18 protein-coding genes and 1 tRNA gene are annotated in these 15,998 nt (G+C 67.0%); 12 read left to right on the top strand and 7 right to left on the bottom strand.

What is annotated here, in order from left to right; all coding sequences use genetic code 11:
• Positions 1–8: 8 nt before the first annotated feature.
• The 4 genes from ASC37_RS00410 (at position 9) to ASC37_RS00395 (ending at position 3,733) form a co-directional block, all read left to right on the top strand.
• Positions 9–1,502 carry a CYTH and CHAD domain-containing protein gene (locus ASC37_RS00410; protein ID WP_055422479.1) on the top strand — a complete coding sequence of 498 codons (1,494 nt, stop codon included), beginning with the start codon at positions 9–11 and terminating at the stop codon, positions 1,500–1,502.
• A 5-nt stretch (positions 1,503–1,507) separates the two neighbouring features.
• Positions 1,508–1,963, top strand: a complete 456-nt coding sequence (locus tag ASC37_RS00405; RefSeq protein WP_055422478.1) for a SixA phosphatase family protein — start codon at positions 1,508–1,510, stop codon at positions 1,961–1,963.
• Between the two features lie 146 nt (positions 1,964–2,109).
• Positions 2,110–3,048, top strand: coding sequence for a hypothetical protein (locus ASC37_RS00400; protein WP_055422477.1), 939 nt, complete (start codon positions 2,110–2,112; stop codon positions 3,046–3,048).
• A gap of 43 nt (positions 3,049–3,091) precedes the next feature.
• Entirely contained in the window at positions 3,092–3,733 is a 642-nt protein-coding gene (locus ASC37_RS00395; protein WP_055422476.1) for a DUF2238 domain-containing protein, read from the top strand.
• Here the strand turns inward: ASC37_RS00395 and mnmA are convergent.
• The gene (gene mnmA / locus ASC37_RS00390; RefSeq protein ID WP_269745008.1) at positions 3,693–4,862 is read right to left on the bottom strand and encodes a tRNA 2-thiouridine(34) synthase MnmA; all 1,170 of its coding nucleotides are present in this window, start codon (positions 4,860–4,862) and stop codon (positions 3,693–3,695) included. The two genes, ASC37_RS00395 and mnmA, sit on opposite strands and share 41 nt — an antisense overlap.
• Positions 4,863–4,874: 12 nt before the next feature.
• Positions 4,875–5,336, bottom strand: a complete 462-nt coding sequence (locus ASC37_RS00385) for an NUDIX hydrolase (RefSeq protein ID WP_055422475.1) — start codon at positions 5,334–5,336, stop codon at positions 4,875–4,877.
• A 215-nt stretch (positions 5,337–5,551) separates the two neighbouring features.
• On the opposite strand from ASC37_RS00385, the gene ASC37_RS00380 reads away from it, so the two are divergent.
• On the top strand, positions 5,552–6,181 hold the full coding sequence (locus ASC37_RS00380; protein WP_055422474.1) for a glutathione S-transferase family protein: 630 nt from the start codon (positions 5,552–5,554) through the stop codon (positions 6,179–6,181).
• Positions 6,182–6,196: 15 nt separating this feature from the next.
• Here ASC37_RS00380 and ASC37_RS00375 read toward each other — a convergent pair whose 3' ends face one another.
• Positions 6,197–6,826, bottom strand: coding sequence for a chalcone isomerase family protein (locus tag ASC37_RS00375; protein WP_082438315.1), 630 nt, complete (start codon positions 6,824–6,826; stop codon positions 6,197–6,199).
• A 133-nt stretch (positions 6,827–6,959) separates the two neighbouring features.
• Here ASC37_RS00375 and ylqF point away from each other — a divergent pair, with 133 nt between their 5' ends.
• A complete protein-coding gene (gene ylqF, locus ASC37_RS00370) occupies positions 6,960–7,871 on the top strand; it encodes a ribosome biogenesis GTPase YlqF (RefSeq protein ID WP_055422472.1) in 912 nt (303 codons plus the stop codon).
• On the opposite strand, the gene ASC37_RS00365 is transcribed toward ylqF, so the two are convergent.
• On the bottom strand, positions 7,853–8,746 hold the full coding sequence (locus ASC37_RS00365) for a TonB family protein (RefSeq protein WP_055422471.1): 894 nt from the start codon (positions 8,744–8,746) through the stop codon (positions 7,853–7,855). The genes ylqF and ASC37_RS00365 overlap by 19 nt on opposite strands.
• A 119-nt stretch (positions 8,747–8,865) precedes the next feature.
• Between ASC37_RS00365 and ASC37_RS00360 the strand changes: the two genes are divergently transcribed.
• Positions 8,866–9,432 (top strand): hypothetical protein, encoded by a 567-nt coding sequence (locus ASC37_RS00360; protein WP_055422470.1) that lies wholly within the window; start codon positions 8,866–8,868, stop codon positions 9,430–9,432.
• Positions 9,433–9,435: 3 nt separating this feature from the next.
• Here the strand turns inward: ASC37_RS00360 and ASC37_RS00355 are convergent, their stop codons facing one another.
• Both ASC37_RS00355 and cysK read right to left on the bottom strand, forming a co-directional pair.
• On the bottom strand, positions 9,436–10,308 hold the full coding sequence (locus ASC37_RS00355) for a 23S rRNA (adenine(2030)-N(6))-methyltransferase RlmJ (RefSeq protein ID WP_055422469.1): 873 nt from the start codon (positions 10,306–10,308) through the stop codon (positions 9,436–9,438).
• Between the two features lie 19 nt (positions 10,309–10,327).
• Positions 10,328–11,308 carry a cysteine synthase A gene (gene cysK / locus ASC37_RS00350; protein WP_055422468.1) on the bottom strand — a complete coding sequence of 327 codons (981 nt, stop codon included), beginning with the start codon at positions 11,306–11,308 and terminating at the stop codon, positions 10,328–10,330.
• A gap of 157 nt (positions 11,309–11,465) precedes the next feature.
• On the opposite strand from cysK, the gene ASC37_RS00345 reads away from it, so the two are divergent.
• The 5 genes from ASC37_RS00345 (at position 11,466) to ttcA (ending at position 13,658) form a co-directional block, all read left to right on the top strand.
• Positions 11,466–11,541: transfer RNA gene (locus ASC37_RS00345), tRNA-Asn, on the top strand.
• Between the two features lie 59 nt (positions 11,542–11,600).
• Complete coding sequence (locus tag ASC37_RS00340; RefSeq protein WP_055422467.1) at positions 11,601–12,029, top strand: pyrimidine dimer DNA glycosylase/endonuclease V; 429 nt, start codon at positions 11,601–11,603, stop codon at positions 12,027–12,029.
• A 199-nt stretch (positions 12,030–12,228) separates the two neighbouring features.
• Positions 12,229–12,423 carry a type II toxin-antitoxin system HicA family toxin gene (locus ASC37_RS00335; protein WP_055422719.1) on the top strand — a complete coding sequence of 65 codons (195 nt, stop codon included), beginning with the start codon at positions 12,229–12,231 and terminating at the stop codon, positions 12,421–12,423.
• Between the two features lies 1 nt (position 12,424).
• Positions 12,425–12,637, top strand: coding sequence for a type II toxin-antitoxin system HicB family antitoxin (locus ASC37_RS00330; protein ID WP_055422466.1), 213 nt, complete (start codon positions 12,425–12,427; stop codon positions 12,635–12,637).
• 139 nt (positions 12,638–12,776) lie between these two features.
• The gene (ttcA, locus tag ASC37_RS00325) at positions 12,777–13,658 is read left to right on the top strand and encodes a tRNA 2-thiocytidine(32) synthetase TtcA (protein WP_082438314.1); all 882 of its coding nucleotides are present in this window, start codon (positions 12,777–12,779) and stop codon (positions 13,656–13,658) included.
• Here the strand turns inward: ttcA and ASC37_RS00320 are convergent.
• Complete coding sequence (locus tag ASC37_RS00320) at positions 13,648–15,969, bottom strand: TonB-dependent receptor (protein ID WP_055422465.1); 2,322 nt, start codon at positions 15,967–15,969, stop codon at positions 13,648–13,650. The two genes, ttcA and ASC37_RS00320, sit on opposite strands and share 11 nt — an antisense overlap.
• Positions 15,970–15,998 lie beyond the last annotated feature (29 nt).

Raw genomic sequence — 15,998 nt, 5'->3', positions numbered from 1 at the left:
GAACGGTCATGACCATCGAAACCGAACTCAAGCTCGGCATCCGCCGCGGCGACCTCCCCCGTCTGCGGGCGCACCCTCTGCTCGCCACGGCGCGTCACCATCCCCCGGTGCGTGTGGACAACACCTACTACGACACCGAAGACGAAGCGCTCGCACGCCACGGCATCGCCCTGCGCCTGCGCCAGATGGCGGGACGCAAACTCCTCACCGTCAAAACTGCCGCTCCCAGCCGCAGCGGGCTCTCCTCGCGCCAGGAATGGGAAGCTCCCTGGCCCGGTACGTTCGACTTCACCTTCGTCGAAGACGACGCTGTGCGCGAGCGCCTGGAAAAAGTCCGCGAGCGCCTCGAACCGCGCTTTCGCACCCGGTTTCGCCGCGAGATCTGGGAACTCCCCTGCGGCGAGGGGCACATCGAGATCGCGCTCGACCTCGGCCGACTGGAAGCCGGCGCAGCGAAATTGCCGATCCATGAGCTCGAACTCGAGGCCTACGCAGTCCCCGCCGCCGAACTCCTGACGCTCGCCCGGGCGCTGGCGCAAGATCTCTCCCTGTGGCCCGAAAACCGCAGCAAGGCCGAGCGCGCCATGCAGCTCGCCGCCGGCACCTGGGCCGCGCCGGTCAAGGCCGTCGCAGTCGAACTCGACGCCAAGGGCGACCCCCTCGCGGCGCTGCGCGCCCTTGCCGACGAAGTGCTCGCCCACTGGAGCGGCAACCTGGCGCTGCTGCCTTACCGCCACGACCCCGAATACCTGCACCAGATCCGCGTCGCCCTGCGCCGGCTGCGGGCGCTGCTGCAGATCTTCGAACCGGTCACCGGCCCCGAATTCGCCAGCCACTGGCGCGAACGCCTCGGCGAGCTCGCTGCCGAACTCGGCCAGCTGCGCGACCTCGACGTGCTCCTCGACGAGCTGCTCACCCCCGCCCTCGAACGTTGCCCCGTCGAGCGCGAGGCCCTCGGCGAGCTCGCCGCTCGGCTCTCCAGCGAACGCGAGCGCCTGCGCCGCCGCAGCGGCCGCCTCGACCCCGGCCGCCACGGCCGGGTGCTGCTCGACTTCCTCGCCGCGCTCGAAGCCCTGCCCGGCAACGCCCTCATCCGCGCGAGCGACCTGCGCCACTTCGCCCGTGACCGGCTCGAAGCGCTGCGCAAGAAAGCCCGCCGACGGCTGGCCGCCCACCTCGGCGACCCTTCCCCCGCCGTGCGCCATCGGCTGCGCATCGCCCTCAAGAAACTGCGCTATGGGCTGGAATTCTTCCGTTCCCTGTGGCAGGGCAAGGCCACCGCCCGCGCGCTCGCCCGGCTCAAGCGGGCCCTCGACGTACTCGGCCGCGCCCAGGACTGGCAGGCGGCGCAAGAGGCACTCGTCCAGCGGCAAAAGCGCTATCCTGAAGAACGGCTCGCCGCCGCCGTGCTGCTTGCCTGGCACCACGAGCGCATCGCCCGCGACACCGCCGAGATCCTCGGCAGCCTCGAAGACTGGCTCGAAGACGACCTCACCGGATGACGCACATGGATCTTCTTCTCTGGCGCCACGCCGAAGCCCAGGACGGGCAAGACGACCTCGCCCGCCCCCTCACCGAACACGGACACCGTCAGGCCAAGCGCATCGCCCGCTGGCTGGAACGGCACGCCCCCGAAGACCTGCGCCGCTGCTGCAGCCCCGCGCGCCGCGCCCGTGAGACGCTCGAAGCCTGGACCCAGGACTACGAGCTCCTGCCCGAGGCCGCCCCCGGCGCCGCGCCCCTTGCCGTGCTCGCCGCCATCGGCTGGCCCGAGCTCGAACGCCCCACCCTCATCGTCGGCCACCAACCCACCCTCGGCGGCATCGCCGCGCTCGTACTCGCCGGCCAGCACAGCACCTGGTCCATCCGGCGCAGCGCCCTGTGGTGGTTCAAACGCCGCCAGCGCCACGGCCACGTCGAGACGGTGCTGCGCGTCGTGCTCGATCCGGAACTGCTCGACTGAAGCGCCATCCAATCGCTCATCGACCGGCTCTTCCCCTTCTCCGCACCGCACCCCAGCCGGTGCGAATGCCCTCCTTCCATCCGCCCCTATTGCGACGCATCAATCGCAGCATTACACTTCTTCTTTTCCAGAAACAATTTGCAACGATGGCCCACGACAGCACCACTTCTCCGCCCAACGGCACGCGGCGCGTCATCGACGGCGTCGAACGGGTCTATTACGACGGCTACTGGATCAAGACGTACCCTATCCCCAAAGATACGATCCAGGCCAAGCGCACCCTCATCGCCGCCCTCACCCGGCGCCTCTTCAACCACGTCGAGCACGGCCTCAACATCCCTGGCAAACGGCTCGATGAAGCCCGCGCGGCCTATCAGGCGGAAACCGACCCGCAGAAGAAGCGCGTCAAGGGCGCGATGCTCGCCGGCGCGCTCTTCAACCGCGCCACCGACATCTTCACCAAGCTCACCGAGCTCGAAGAGCTCGGCGTCAAAATCACGCCGGACAACGAACTGATGCGCGAATGCGGCCGCTGCCTGCAGGAAGCTCTCTCCCTGGGGCGGCTCGTGCTGCATCGCAGCGGCGAAGAAGGCATCGACGAGCTCTGGGGCGAGCCCTTCCGCGCCTTCTCCATCCCCATCGAAGACTTCTACGAGAGCCGCTACCTCAAGATCGCCTGGACCATGCGCGACATCGACCGGATCGCTCAGGTCATGTGCCGCACCATCGGCGCCCACCCCTTCTTCCAGGGCATCAACCCCTACGTCGAAGCCTACGCCCGCGCCGCCAAGGTCAAGACCGAGACGCTGCGCACCGACAAGGAAATCTTCGACGTCTGGGCCGACTTCGTCGTGGCCGGAGAAAATCTCGCCAACTACAAACCCAGGCTCTCCACGCCGCCCTCGCGCGACGAGCTGCTGCTCATCACCGATGGCGAGCGCCTCATCCTCGACGGCAAGGAACTCATCGGACACATCACCCGCGCCCGCACCCCCATGCCCAAGAGCACGCAGAACTACATCGCCCGCTGCGAACACTTCGCCACGGGGGCGCTCGCCATCACCCGGCACCGGCTGGTCGCCTGACCCCCCCCGTCGCGCGAACGCCGCCCCATCAGCCCGTCACTCGATGACCCCGCCCAAACCCCTGGCCGCGCTCCTGCTCATCGTGCTTCCGGTGCTCGCCTGGTCTTGGCACGAAGCCGCCGATCGCCTCACCTGGTGGCTCGAAGCCCTGCCGGTCGTGCTCGCCCTGCCGTTGCTGCTGACCACCGCCCGGCGCTTCCCCCTCACGCCGCTGCTCTATGGGATCATCACGATCCACATGGTCTTCCTGCTCGTGGGCGCCCACTACACTTATTCCCAGACACCCTTCGGATTCTGGCTCAAAGCGCTCCTCGCGCTGGAGCGCAACCCTTACGATCGCCTTGGCCATTTCCTGCAGGGAGTCACGCCGGCGCTGCTCGCCCGCGAGCTCTTCGTGCGCCTGGCCATCGTGCGCGGCAAGGGCTGGCAAGGATTCCTGGCCGTGGCGGTGGCGCTCGCCTTCAGCGCCTTCTACGAACTCCTCGAATGGGGCACCGCCATGACCTACGGCGCCGAAGCCGAACACTTCCTCGCCATGCAGGGCGACATCTGGGACACCCAGTGGGACATGGCCACGGCACTCTTCGCCGCCGTGCTGATCCTGCCGCTCACCGCTGCGCGGCACCGCTGCCAGATCGCCTTGCTCAGCGCCCGATCGGTTCCTGCTGCCCCACCGTCTCGATGACCCCCCCGCCCAGGCACACGCGGGACTCGTACACCACCACGCTCTGGCCCGGCGTGAGTGCCCACTGCGGCTGCGCGAACACGAGCTCGGCGCGCTCCCCTTCCACCCGCTCGATCTCGCAGGGCGCATCGGGGGAACGATAGCGAGGTTTGGCCGTATACACCCAATGCGTGTGTGGCGCCCGGCCCGAGATCCAGTGGCAGCGCACCGCCGTGAGCCGGTCGTGCCACAGCGCCGGATGCTCGCGCCCCTGCACCACGTAGAGCACGTTGGCCGCCACGTCCTTGGCCGCCACGTACCACGCCTCGTGCTCGGCAGGATCCTCGCCGCCCTTCACCCCGCCGATGCCCAGTCCCTTGCGCTGCCCCAAGGTGTAATACATCACTCCCTGGTGCGTGCCCAGCACGCGCCCGTCGTCGAGCGAGCGGATCTCGCCGGGGCGCGCCGGCAGATAGCGCTGCAGGAATTCGCGAAACGGCCGCTCGCCGATGAAACAGATCCCGGTCGAATCCTTCTTCTCCGCCACCGGCAGTTCCAGCGCCCGGGCGATTCTGCGCACCTCGCGCTTGTAGAGCCGCCCCAGCGGAAACATCGAGCGCGAAAGCTGCGCCTGGTCGAGCCGGTAGAGGAAATAGCTCTGATCCTTCGTGCCGTCCTCGGCCTTCAAAAGCTGATACGTCGCCCCCTCCTCGTCCTCCCAGCGCCGCACCTGAGCGTAATGGCCGGTGGCGATGCGCTCGGCCCCCAGCGCCATGGCATGATCGAGGAAACAGGCGAACTTGATCTCGGCGTTGCACAGCACGTCCGGGTTCGGCGTGCGGCCGGCGGCGTATTCGGCGAGGAATTCGGAGAAGACCCGCTCCTTGTACTCCTTGGCGAAATTGACGACTTCCAGCTCGATGCCCAGCAGATCGCACACACTCACCACGTCGATCAGGTCCTGGCGCGTGGAGCAATACTCCTCGTCGTCATCGTCCTCCCAGTTCTTCATGAACACGCCCGTCACGCGCCAGCCCCGCTCCTTCAGAAGCCAGGCCGCCACCGACGAATCCACCCCGCCCGAGAGCCCTACCACCACGTGGCGCCCCTCGCCCGGCTCGACGCCGATCGCATCCCAATCGAATTCCACCCTCACGGCTCCTCAGCCCGCCAGATAGCGGATCAAATCCAGACTGTAACGCCGCCCCTCGCGCCAGTCGCGCACACAGGCAAGCACCATGGGGCTGCGCAGGCGCCCTTCGCGCCCCGCCGCCTCCACCTCCTCGGGCAGAAGCCACAGCGTGCGCAGAATCCCCTCATCGAGCGCGCGATCGGGCTCCTCGCCCGTCACCTTGCCGGAAAAGGCGAAACGCAGGTAAGTGAGCGCCCCATCGGGCCGTGTCCAGTGATAGACCCCCACTACCGCATTGGGTGCGAAGCGCAGACGCGACTCCTCCAGCGTCTCGCGCACCACCGCGTCGACGAGCGATTCCCCCGGCTCCCAATGCCCCGCCGGCTGGTTCAGGCGCACACCGAACTCCGTCTCTTCCTCGACGAACAAAAAGCGCCCCTCGCGCTCGATCACCGCCGCCACCGTCACGTGCGGCCGCCACACTTCGCCCATCGCGCGCCTCAGACTTTACCGAAAAGAGCATTATAAGACCGGCGAAGCAGCCTATGGGCGCCCGAGCGATCGCCGACACGGCTACAGGACGGCGTCGTGCGGTGCTCGAACGCCCCCCGATCGGAGGGCTTCGCAACCGACCCCGCTCGTAGTGGTTTTTCACGAGACCCGGGAGTGTGCGATCATCTTCTGCTCGAAAGCATGAGGAGACGACGATGAAACTCTATGACTATCCGCCCGCGCCGAACCCCCGACGCGTTCGCATCTTTCTCGCGGAGAAAGGCATCGAAGTGCCGACCGAAGCCGTAGATCTACGCCAGGGTGCGCAACTCAGCGAAGCGTTCCGCCGAATCAACCCGCAGTGCGTGGTCCCCTACCTCGTGCTCGACGACGGCACCGGCATCAGCGAATCGATCGCCATCTGCCGCTATTTCGAGGCGCTGCAACCCGACCCGCCGCTCTTCGGCAAGACCCCGCTCGAGCAGGCCCTGGTCGAAATGTGGAGTCGGCGCGCCGAGTTCGAGGGACTGCTCGCCGTCGCCGACGCATTGCGCAATTCCGCACCGGCTTTCAAGAACCGCGCACTGCCCGGGCACGATGACTACGAGCAGATCCCCGCCCTCGTCGAACGCGGACAGCGCCGCACGAAACGCTTTTTCGACGTCCTGGAAGAACGGCTCGCGCACTCGACTTTTCTGGCGGGCGATTTCTTTTCAGTGGCCGACATCACCGCCTTCGTCACGGTGGACTTCGCCGGCTGGATCAAGCTCACGCTGCCAGAAACGCACATCAACGCTCGACGCTGGTACGAAACGGTACGGGCACGGCCGAGCGCGTCCGCCTGAGCGTCACGAACGAAATCACCGACCGACCAAAGCCCCCTTCAGGGACTCCTGCGCAGGCGAAGGACCCAGCCAGATCGCCAGCAGCACCGGGAAGAAACCCGGCTCACGCACCGGCTCCATCAACGCCTGTCCATCGACGAGAATGGAAGTTTCTCCATGAAGGTTCTCGGTGATTTCCACGGCGGTCCCTGCTTTCATCTCGCCTGCCGCTGCCATCGCCGCCCTGAGTCTGGCCAAAGGATCACGAAACGGGGCGAGCGCATCCGGCGCATGATTCTTCTCGAGTCCCTCCCACAGCGCTTCGACAAAGGTGCGTCCGTCCAAGCGTCGCAGCAAGCGAATCGCAATCACCCGCGGCGGTGGAGACGACAATGCCGCCTCGGCCGTTTCCGCCCGCTGCGGCAGATACAAAGCGATGGCATAGACGTCGAAGACGAGTCTCGTACGCACCCCCGAACCGTTGCGCACGAGCACCTGTCCTTCACGTTCGAGGGTTGGTGCGAATTCCCCCTGCCCCTCTCCGCCCCAAGCCAACGACCCAAAGCACGACAAACCGCACAAGATGAGCATCCAGCGGCGCAAGGTATTCATACAAAACTCCAACAAACGTTTGAATAAAATAAATGCTAGTGACAATGCTTTCATTCGTCAACGCCCTCATGCGTAGGGTAGCTCGCAGAACCATCGCACCAAGATAGGCGGGCATCCGAGCACCGCGCAACGCCGCCATACGGCCGCACCGTAGGTCATTCGCGACGCTCCATAGTATGATCGCCCCATGCCCATACAATGGTTTCCCGGCCACATGCACGCGGCGCGGCGCAAGCTCGAAGAGACGCTTGCCGACGTCGACGTGCTCATCGAAGTGCTCGACGCGCGCATTCCCGCGGCGAGCCGCAACCCCCTGCTCGAGACGCTGCGCCGCAGCCGGCAGCGCCCCTGCCTGAAGCTGCTCAACAAGGCCGACCTCGCCGATCCGGCCCGTACCGCCGAATGGATCGCCGCCTTCGAGCGCGAGGAGGGCGTGCGCGCGCTCGCCGTCTGCGCCAAGAATCCGGCCGACGTACGCCGTATCCTGCCCGCCTGCGAGCGACTCGCGCCGCACCGCAGCGAGCCGACCAAACCGCTGCGGCTGATGATCGCCGGCATCCCCAACGTCGGCAAATCCACGCTCCTCAACGCCCTCCTTGGGCGCAAGGCCGCCAAGGTCGGGGACGAGCCGGCCGTGACGAAGAGCGTGCAACGCTACGATCTTCCGGGGCTGCGCAGCATCACCGATACCCCCGGCCTGATGTGGCCCAAGATCGAATTCGACGCCGATGGTTATCTGCTCGCCGCCTGCCACGCCATCGGGCGCAACGCCGTGGCCGAAGAGGAAGTCGCGGCCTTTCTCGCCGAGACCCTGCTCGCCCAAGGCTACGCCGATCGACTCACCGCCCGCTATCGCTTCGATCCCACGGGGATGAACGGCGACGAGATCGTCGAGGCCATCGGCGAGCGGCGCGGCTGCCGACGCAAGGGCGGCGAGCTCGACCGGGAAAAGGCCGCCAACGTCCTCCTGCAGGATTTTCGCGAGGGCAAGCTCGGCCCCCTTACCCTCGAAACCCCCGCCTCGCGCGCCGCCATGATCGCCGCGCACGAGGCGGCGCAGCTCGTCGAAGACGACGTGCCTCAGCCGACCAGCCGATAGCCGATCGGCACTGTGAATCCCCCCTGGGTGCACACGGCCGCGTCCCCCTCCAGCGCCGCGAGTCCCTCGCGCACGAGCGCGAGCGCCGCCTCGTCGAGCCATGGCGCGCCAGAGGATTGCTCGAGCTGCACGACCGCCTTCCCTCCCGAGCAGGAAAGCCGCACCCACACAGTCCCCTCCACGCCCAGGCGCCGCGCCTTCGGCGGATAGACCTTGTGCGCCTCGAGCCAGGCGCGCAGCCGCTCGGACCAGGGCGCCCCGCCCTTGGAACCAGCACCCCCGCCCCCTTCTCCCTCCTTTCCGGAAGACGGCCCGGACGCCCCGTTCCCGCGTCCGCCCGCGCCCGCCCCTTCGCCCGTCGCAACGGCAGGCTCAGCACCGCCGCGCCCCTCGCCCGCTTCCTGCGAGGCCCCCTGCGATGGAGCATTTCCCTCCTCGCTGGCCGGCACGGCCGCTTTGACCTCGGGTAGCGCTTCCGCAGGGGGGATCCGCTTCTCGGGCAAGGGCATGTGCACCGGCTTCACCGCCACGGCTCGCGGCGCAGCCGTCGTCCGAATAGGAGCGGGCATCGAGGGCCGAGAGGGGGGCGCGTGCGGCGAAACCTCGGCCGGCGGCTCGGACACAGGTGCCGCGAACCCACCCTCCCCCCCTCCCGCCTCGCCCGCAGCGGCCGAATCCGGCGCCTCCTCCACCGGCCCGATCAAGGTCACGGCAAAAGGCGGCGGCTCGCGCGGCGGCCAGGCGGACGAGAGTCCCGCCGCCAGCAGGCCGAAGGCGAGCGCATGGACCGCGAGCGCCAAGGCCCACGCCGCCAGCGACGGCCGCCATTGCCGGCCCCCACGCCGCGCCGTCCCCCCGAACGAATCTTCTTGCATCGAAGCATTTCAATGAAAGGCAAAGAGGGATTATCGCACTGGCACCTCGCCGGAGCGTGCTTCCCTTCGCCGCGCCGGATTTACGCTATCATTGAACATACCCCAGAGGGAGCGAGACCATGACCGACAAAATCCCCGACCCGGTGCCCCAACACCCGCTGCTCGAGGGAAAACCCGAGATCGCACGGGGACGCTACAGCATCGTGCTCGACAAGGGAGACGGCGAGCGCGTCTATAAGATCATCACCCATCCGGACGAATACCTGCTCTACGCTGCCGACGACCGCCCCCAGGGACCGCATTTCCCCACCGTCTACGCCTACCACGGCATCATCGGACGTGCCAGCAATGGCTTTCCCATGCACCTCTTCGAGGTGGAAAAGCTCTATCCCATCCCCGAGACCAGCCCCGCCGCCGACGCCGCCCGTCGGCTGATCCACGCCTGGTGGGATCTGTGCCAGCAGTGGCAGCAGCTGGGTCAGATGATGGGCCGCATCGCGCTGCAGCAGCTCACCGAGCTCAAGCCGCCGCCGTTCGATGCCGGCATGAAACAGGCAGTAGAGACGCTGGCGCGCTTCGCCGAAACCTATCGCGTGATTCCTGATCTGCTTAGCCGCGACAACCTCATGATGCGCAAGGACGGCACGCTGGTCTTCTCCGACCCCATCCGTCCCGGCAAGGACTGAGGCTCAGGCGATCTTCGCCTCCAGCACCCACCCGTCCTGCCCCGGCGCTTCCTCCAGCTGTCCGGCGAGCCAGGGCAAGCCTTCCTGCAGCCGCTGTGCCAACACATAGGGCGGATGCAGCACCACCAGGCCGCTCGCCGTCATGCCGCGGCCGCCCACGGGGGGCGGCGCCACCTGCAGCTCCACCCGCAGATGATCCTCCGGCGCGAGGTTCACCAGACGCCGGCGCAGCTCCTCCGCCTCCACCCGACGCAGGCGCGGGTACCACACGAGCACCGTCGCCTGCGGAAACTTTTCCAGCATCGCCCGCACGGCCGGGATGAGCCGCACGTAGTCGCCGCGCACTTCATAGGGCGGATCGATGAGGATCACGCCGCGGCGCGAGGGCGGCGGCAGCACCTGCAGTGCGCCGGCAAAACCGTCGCTCGACAGGCAGCGCACCTGCGCGTCTCCGGCAAAGAGCCGCTCGAGCGCGGCGAAATCGCGCGGATGGCGCTCGAAACACACCAGCCGATCGCCCCCCTTGCCGCGGGCGCCACTGCGGGCAAACTGCCGCGCGATCGCCGGCGACCCGGGATAGAGCTCCAGGCGCCCAGCGGGATTGAACGCCGCCACGGCCTCCAGATACGCGGAAAACACCGCCGGCGCCTTGGCGCGCGCCGCCCACAGGCGCGCGATCCCTTCACGGAATTCGTGGCTCGCCTGGGCACCACCTACCCCAGCCCCCAGTCGATAGAGGCCGGCACCGGCATGGGTGTCGACGTAGGTCCAGGGCGCAGGCTTTTCGTTGAAGTAGGCCAGCACCTCGGCCAGCACCCAGTGCTTGAGCACGTCGGCATGGTTGCCGGCGTGGAAACCATGACGATAGCTCAGCACTGCCCTTTCCTTTCGCGCTTCATCGAACCGGCAGGCCGGAGGCGTCGAACATGCCTTCGAAAAGCGCCGTGCTCAGGTAGCGTTCGCCCGAATCGGGCAGAATGACGACGATCGTCTTTCCGGCGTATTCCTCGCGTTTGGCAAGGCGGAGCGCCGCCGCCACCGCCGCGCCGCTCGAAATCCCGGCAAGGATTCCCTCCTCACGGGCAAGCCGCCGGGCGGTCTCCATCGCCTCCTCGTCGCCCACCTGCTCGATCAAGTCGATGAGCGACAGATCGAGCACCTCCGGCACGAACCCCGCGCCGATGCCCTGAATCTTGTGCGGCCCGGGCTTGACCGGTAGCCCTTCGCGCGTCTGCGTGAGCACCGGGCTACCCGCAGGTTCCACCGCCACCGACACGACGGGCTTGCCGCGGGTTTTTTTGAGGTAACGGCTCACGCCGGTGATGGTCCCGCCAGTGCCCACGCCAGCGACGAAGACATCCACCTGTCCGTCGGTATCGTGCCAGATCTCCGGCCCCGTGGTCTGCTCGTGGATGGCCGGATTGGCCGGATTGCGGAACTGCTGCAGCATCACGTAGCGCCGAGGGTCGGAAGCGGCGATCGCCTCGGCCCGCTCGATCGCGCCCTTCATCCCCTTGGCCCCTTCGGTGAGCACGAGCTTCGCCCCGAAGACGGCCAAAAGCTTCCGGCGCTCCAGGCTCATCGTCTCGGGCATGGTGAGCGTGAGGGGAATCCCCTTGGCCGCAGCCACGAATGCGAGCGCGATCCCCGTGTTGCCGCTCGTCGGCTCGATGAGCTCCTTGCCCGGACCGAGCAGGCCGCGGCGCTCGGCATCGGCCACCATGGACGCCCCGATGCGGCACTTCACCGAAAAAGCAGGATTGCGCGCCTCGATCTTGGCGAGTACCGTCGCCTTGGCCCCGGCAGTGAGGCGATTCAAGCGCACGAGCGGCGTGCGCCCGATGGAGGCAGGGTTATCGGCAAACCAGTTGGCCATCGTCTCTCTCCTCGATCAAGCGATGGACGCATGATACCCTGCGCCGCACTGTCGCCCTACAACCCGCCGCTCGAAGCTCATGACGATTCGGACATAAGCCGACTACGCCCGATCGTCTTGACACGGATGGGCCGTCCGCTATAATTCGAGCCTCTCTTCCCCGATAGCTCAGTCGGTAGAGCAACGGACTGTTAATCCGTGGGTCGCAGGTTCGAGCCCTGCTCGGGGAGCCAATACATGCCTGCCTTTCTTTTCCATTCGCCTGCTCGATGAATCGAGCCATGGCCTTTCGGTGCGACTCTGGTCACTCCACCCCGCGCTGCTCGATGCCAAAGGGCTCGTCGCCCTGTGGCGCGAGGGGCTGCTCGCCCAGGCGGTGCTCGCCGGGGCCACGCGCGGCTACCGCCACCATCCGCAGCTCGTGCGCTTCCGCGCGCATCCGATGCCGCTCACGGCGATCGCCGCCTATCTGCACGCGGTGGCCGACGAAGCCGAAGCGCGCAGCTACCGCTTCGATCGCGCGAAACTTCCGCCCCGCGAGGACGTCACGCCCATCGAAGTCAGCGAGGGACAACTCGCCCACGAATTCGCCCATCTACTGCGCAAGCTGGAGCAACGCGACCCAGCGCGGGCGGCGCGGCTCTCCGGCACGGCACCGCTGCCGCATCCGCTGATGCGCGTGGTGCCCGGGCCGGTGGCCGAGTGGGAAGTCGGGCGCTGAACCTCTCGCCATGCGCTCGCAAGAAGGCACAGGTGCGTCCGCGCGGTTTCGAGTGGAATACTCGAAACAAGGCAAGGGTCGACCGTGCCCTTGCCGTCTCCGTCGACACCGATTGCCAGGCGCCTCTCGGCCTTACGGAGATGGGATGCGGCTGCCCCACGAAGACACCTGCCCGTATCGCTGGGATACAATGCCCGACATGAAAGTCAAAGAATTCATCTCGCTGCTCGAACGCGACGGCTGGATTCAGGTACGGCAAAAAGGTAGTCACCGCCAGTTTCGCCACCCGACCAAGCCGGGTACGGTTACCGTCGCCGGCAAGCCAAGCGCCGACATCCCTCCCGGGACGCTTGCCAGTGCGCTCAAACAAGCCGGCCTCACCCTAGGAGAATGAGATGCGCTACATGGTCATCATCGAACGCAGCCCCCAGGGATACGGCGCCTACGTTCCCGATCTGCCAGGCTGCATTGCCGTTGCTGACACAGAAGAAGAAGTGCGCCGCCTCATCCAAGAAGCCATCGAATTCCACCTCGAAGGGCTCAAGGAAGAAGGGAAAGAAATTCCCGCTCCTCGCTCCTACGGCGAATTCGTCGAAATCCCGGCCTGAACCTCGCGCAGGCGCTGCTCGCCGCATCCGCTGATGCGCGTGGTGCCCGGGCCGGTGGCCGGGTGGGAAGTCGGGCGCTGAAGCGGGCCCCGGCTCGTGCTATCCTCGCAAGCCCTGTCGTTTTTCGCCCCCCTTGCCGATGATCCCCGAACCCTCCGATTCTCCCTCGCAAAAACTGCTCAAGCTGGAAAAGCGCCTGCTGCGCCAGGTGGGCCAGGCGATCGGCGACTTCGGCATGATCGAGGAAGGCGACACGGTGCTGGTGTGCGTCTCCGGCGGCAAGGATTCGCTCGGGCTGCTCGCGCTGCTGCAAAAGCTCCAGGCGCGCGCACCGGTACGCTTCCGGCTGATCGCGATGAACCTCGACCAGCGCCAGCCGGGTTTTCCCGAGGACGTGCTGCCGCGCCATTTCGCTCAGGTGGGGGTGGAGTACCGCATCGTACGCGAGGACACCTACTCCATCGTCAAGGAGAAGATCCCCGAAGGGAAGACCACCTGCTCGCTGTGCTCGCGCCTGCGCCGCGGCATCATCTACCGCACGGCGCGCGAGCTGGGGGCGAACAAGGTGGCGTTGGGGCACCACCGCGACGACATCCTCGAGACGTTCTTCCTCAACCTCTTCTTCGGCGGGCGTCTGAAGGCGATGCCGCCCAAACTGCGCAACGACGAGGGCGACCTGGTGGTGATCCGGCCGCTCGCCTACTGTGCGGAAGAGGATCTGGCGCGCTACGCCCGCGGCATGAATTTCCCCATCATCCCCTGCTCGCTGTGCGGCTCACAGGAAAACGCCCAGCGCCAGCAGGTGAAAGCCATGCTGCGTGCCTGGGAACGGGAGGATCCGCGCCGCATCGCCTCCATCTTCACCGCGCTCGGCCACGCCGTGCCCTCGCACCTGCTCGACCGCGCGCTCTTCGATTTCGCCTCGCTCGCCGCGGGAGCCGGGGGAGCGGAAGCGGCGCTCGACGAGGCCGTCGGTGCCGCCCCCGTGCATTTCTTTGCTCCCTCGCCGCTCAGAACTTGACGTTGATCGCGGCGTAGACCGATCGCCCCATGCCCGGCACGGCGATGCCCCAGGGTACGGCGTTGATGCTCATCGTCGTGCCCTGGCCGACGTAGGCTCCGCCGGTGGGCAGGTAGTAGAGCTTGTCGAAGAGGTTCTCCACGCCAAGGTCGAGCCGCACGTCTTTCCAATCGTGACTCGCACGCAGGTGCACGAGGCCGTAGCCCGGCGTCTCGATCTCGTTGCGCGCATCCGACACGTCGTCCTTGCGCGCACTCAGTTCCCAGTCCACGGCATTGTTCCAGCCGGCGAGCTGGTGCGTGAGGGTGAGCGTGGCGCGCCAAGGCACGATGTTGTAGAGGTCGTCGTCGGTGTCGCGGTTCTCGCCTTTGGTGTAGCTCAGCACCCCCTCGAAGCCGAAGGCGCCCAGGCCGGTGCGCGCAAGCGGCGCCTTGCCCGAGAGGTCGAACCCGTAGAGGCGCGCCGACTGGTTCTCGTAACGTAAGACGACGAACTGGTTGCGCGTGAGCCTGGCCGCCGGGGCGTTCTTCGCCGCATCCCACTGCAGCGCGTCGATGTAGTCATCGACGTAGGTGAGATAGGGCGTGAAGCGCAGGCCCCATTGGCGGTCGGCGGCGTGCCAGTCGATCGTGGCCGACAGCGTATAGGCTTTCTCCGGTTCGAGGTCGGGGTTGCCGATGTAGCCGTTGCCGTCGCCGACGAAGTTGTTCATCACCGCCGCCATCGTCCAGGTCGACCACGGATAGCGCTCGTAGAGGCTGGGCGAGCGAACCTTGCGCGCAAAGCCGAGCTCGAATTCGCGCATCTCGTCCAGGGTGTAGCGCGTGAGCGCGGTGAAGTCGAGGTTGTCGTCGGTGCGCTTGCGCTCGCGCGCGTTGAAGGCGGCCGCGTCCCTTTTCTGATAGTTCAGCATCGTTCCCATGCCGTTCGTGTCGGCATAGCCCTGCACCGGATCGGCATCGGTGGTGACGTGCTCGTAGCGCACGCCGGCGAGCGCCATCCAGCGGTCGCTCAATTTCGTCTCCCACTCGCCGAAGAGACCGGCGCGGTCGCGCTCGCCGTTCTTGATGTTCCAGAAGGTGCCGGGCCACATGTTGGCGCCAGAAGGCGGCCACCAGTCGTCCAGCGTGTAGTGCTGGTACTCGCCGCCCAGGCGCAGCACGTCGCGCTCGCTCAGGGCGATGTTGGCGGTGAGTTTCGCCCCCGTGGTCCTGCTCTCGGTGTTCATCGGCATGCCGGCGGCGCAGCTCGATCCGATCGGCGAGCAGGGCTTGCCGTTTGGCGCCGTCGGGCCACCCGAGGCCGTTCCGTACCAGTAGCGCTTGTCTTCGCCGAAATCCATGAAGTGATCGACGCTCTGGTGATAGGCCCGGGCATCGAGCGAGCCCCAGTCGAACTGGCCGAGATAGCGCAAGTTGAAGAGGGTGGAATCGTTGTCCAGCATGTCCATGCGCTGGTTGGGATAGAGCTGGTCGGCCACGTTTTGCACGGCGACCGAGGCATCGAGGAGATGCGCGCCGCTCTTGAGCGCGAAGCCGACGAGGTGATTGCTCAGCTCATAGCTGGTGGAGCCGACTTCGTCGCGATCCAGCGTATGGCCAGCGCGTCCGGTGGCGGTGAAATCTTTGAAGTCTCCGCCCGCGGTGTAGTCGTTCGCCTTGGCGTACGCCCCGAGATAGCGCACGCTCACCTGCTCGCCGGCAAGCGTGGCGGAGCCGTGCACTCCGAAGCCATCGCCATTGCTGCGGTAATAGGTGCCGGCCTCGCCGCTGACGAGCGTGCCCTGACCGGGCGCGGCGAAGCGCGGTTTTGGCGTCTCGACCACGATCGCCCCGCCGATCGCATCGCCCCCCACGCTCACCGGCGTGACCCCGGTCCACACCTGGATGGTCTCGACCTGGCTCGGGTCGAGATAGGAGAAGGCCGGGTTCATGTGATTGGGGCAGGCCGAGAGCAGATCCATGCCGTCGACCTGCAGGCGCAGCCGGTCGTCGGCCAGGCCATGGATGGCCGGAAGGCTGGAAGCGCCGCCCGCGCCGTAGAGCGTCACGCCCGGTACCTTGCGCAAGAGGCTTGCCGTGTCGGCAGTGGCGGCGCGCAGCGGGGCGAGTTCCTGCGGGCCGAGCGTCGTAGCCGGCGGGGCGGCCTGTTCCTTCGTATCCAAGACGATCACCGGCGCGAGCACCGCGCCGCCTGGCGGCACCGCTTCGCTTTGTGCCCAGGCGGCAGGCATACCGGCAAACGCGAGCGCCAGGGCGAGCGGCAAGGGGCTGCGCCGCGGCGGAGACGAAGAAACGGGAGAGACGGTCATGGTACGCGGCTCCTTTCGGGAGAGACGAA

The sequence above is a fragment of the Tepidiphilus thermophilus genome (genome assembly GCF_001418245.1).
Classification (GTDB): domain Bacteria; phylum Pseudomonadota; class Gammaproteobacteria; order Burkholderiales; family Rhodocyclaceae; genus Tepidiphilus; species Tepidiphilus succinatimandens.
This window is presented reverse-complemented; position numbering and strand designations above follow the sequence as displayed.